The following is a 2,263-nucleotide window of genomic DNA, read 5'->3' on the forward strand; positions in this document are numbered from 1 at the left end:
TTTTACCATTAAAATAATTACCTATTGCTGCTTGAACTGCTGGTATCCTAGTAGATCCTCCCACAAGAATAATCCTGTCTATATTTTCTGGCTTCATCCCAGCATCCTTGAGAGCTTGTTCTACTGGTTGAATCGTACTTTTCACCAAAGGTTGCACCAATTTTTCAAATTGAGCACGAGTTAGCTGGGTCTCCAAATGTTTTGGTCCAGCTTCGTTAGCCGTAATAAATGGTAAATTGATATTTGTAGTCTGGGCAGAAGATAGTTCTATTTTGGCCTTTTCTGCTGCTTCTCGCACTCTTTGTATTGCCATTTTATCTGGAGATAAATCTGTCCCTTCCCGATCTCTGAACTGCTCTACTAACCAACGGACTATACAATTATCAAAATCATCTCCTCCTAGATGATTGTTACCAGAAGTAGCCTTAACTTCAAAGATTCCATCTCCTAACTGTAAGATAGAAACATCAAAAGTTCCTCCACCTAAGTCAAAGACTAAGATAGTATGATCTTTGTCCTGCTTATCTATCCCGTATGATAAGGAAGCAGCAGTTGGTTCATTGATAATTCTTAGCACTTCTAGACCAGCAATAGTTCCTGCGTCTTTAGTTGCTTGTCTCTGCGCATCTGTAAAATAGGCTGGTACTGTAATTACAGCTTTAGTAACACAATCACCTAGATATTTTTCAGCATCCTGCTTCATTTTTTGCAGAATCATTGCTGAAATTTCTTGAGGAGTATAGTTTTTTCCCCTAATCTGGACATTTACAGTATTATCTTTACCCTGAATACTGGTATAGGGAACTTGGGAGCGTTCTTCTTCGGTATCGTCCCATCTTCTCCCGATAAATCTTTTAATGCTATAGACTGTATTTACTGCATTAGTTACTGATTGTCGCTTTCCTAGTTGACCAATTAAACGTTCATTTCCTTTACCAAATCCGACAATACTGGGTGTTGTACGTCCACCTTCTGAGTTGGAAATTACAACAGCTTTCCCCCCTTCTAAGACGGCCACACAACTATTAGTTGTCCCTAAATCAATGCCAATGACTTTTCCCATAGTGCTTCGGCGTTCTTATCGTCAAAAATCTTTATTTTTATTAGAATGAAGCTTTCAAGCTTCTGGCTTTTGCTCAGGCTTTAAAAGCAACAAAAATCTAGCTTTTTTTTCACATCTTAATCAAGTATATTTTTTTGTTCAAAGCTGTTAAAAAAAAGCAGTTAATTTTTGCAACTCATAATATACTTTTTTCCAATTTCTACTAAATTTTAATTCTCCCTCAAAATCATTAGTTTGATTTGTTTAAGTTGCATTCAGAAAAAATCTTAGTTAAATTTCGACAATTGGATTAAAGTTTTAGCATCTATGTTTCTATTGTAGGTAATTTTGGATAGGTCTGAATACAACTTAAAAGCAGGATAATTCAATCAAAAATAGTTAACCAGTACTAACTTTCTGGATCGCTTTGATTTTCTACTTCAGTATCTGTAGATTCTGGTGCTGTTGCTACTTTTACCATCGCGTGTCGGAGTACACGATCGCCTAGAATATAACCTCTGACAAACTCTTCTATTACAGTTCCTTCTGGATGCTCTGTAGTTGCCTCTCGCATTACTGCCTCATGTAGATTAGGGTCAAACTCTTCACCTTCTGGGCGCATACGAGAAACTCCTAACTTTTTCAAAGACTCTACCATTTGCTTATAGACATTCTGATAGCTTTTATGGATAGCCATTTCTCCATCATTTGCTGGTTTTATCTGGGAGCGTGCTCGCTCAAAGTTGTCAATTACTGGTAAGATTTCAATAATTGTGGCACACTTAACTTGTGTATCCAACTCTTCCTTTTCCTTTTCTGTCCGTTTACGGAAGTTGTCAAAGTCTGCTCCTAGTCTTTTGTATTGACTGTCTTTTTCTTCTAGTTGAAATTGGGTAGTTTCTAACTGAGTTTGTAAGGATTCATAAGCCTCTTTCAACAGGACTATTTCTTGTGACATTGGCTCAAAGTTCTGCGGCTCTGTCTCTTGTGAGGTATTATCTTCAGAGACTTCTTTGTTATTCTCAACTTTTGGAGATGAATCTAAGTTTACATTCGGCTCAACAGCAGCTTGAACATCTTGAATATTTTCATTTATTTGTTGATTTTTTGTTTCTGTAAAGGGAATTTCTTCTGCCATTTTATTCTCTCCTAATACTTAAGGCTATTACTACTTTTTGTCTTGCTTTTTTACCATGATTTATCATATCACAATCAAGAAGA

2 protein-coding genes are annotated in these 2,263 nt (G+C 36.5%); both read right to left on the reverse strand.

Features of this window, described 5'->3' with window-relative positions:
• Positions 1-1,063 (reverse strand): Hsp70 family protein (locus F6K22_RS39135; protein WP_293110365.1); only part of this gene is annotated, 1,063 nt, incomplete at its 3' end.
• 388 nt (positions 1,064-1,451) lie between these two features.
• The gene (grpE, locus tag F6K22_RS39140) at positions 1,452-2,180 is read right to left on the reverse strand and encodes a nucleotide exchange factor GrpE (protein WP_293110367.1); all 729 of its coding nucleotides are present in this window, start codon (positions 2,178-2,180) and stop codon (positions 1,452-1,454) included.
• Positions 2,181-2,263 lie beyond the last annotated feature (83 nt).

This window comes from Okeania sp. SIO2F4 (assembly GCF_010672385.1).
Classification (GTDB): Bacteria; Cyanobacteriota; Cyanobacteriia; order Cyanobacteriales; family Microcoleaceae; genus Trichodesmium.

What these genes read in the sequence shown, in the direction of transcription:
- grpE (WP_293110367.1), bottom strand. Translation starts at nt 2,180, where the DNA reads ATGGCAGAAGAAATTCCCTTTACAGAAACAAAAAATCAACAAATAAAT.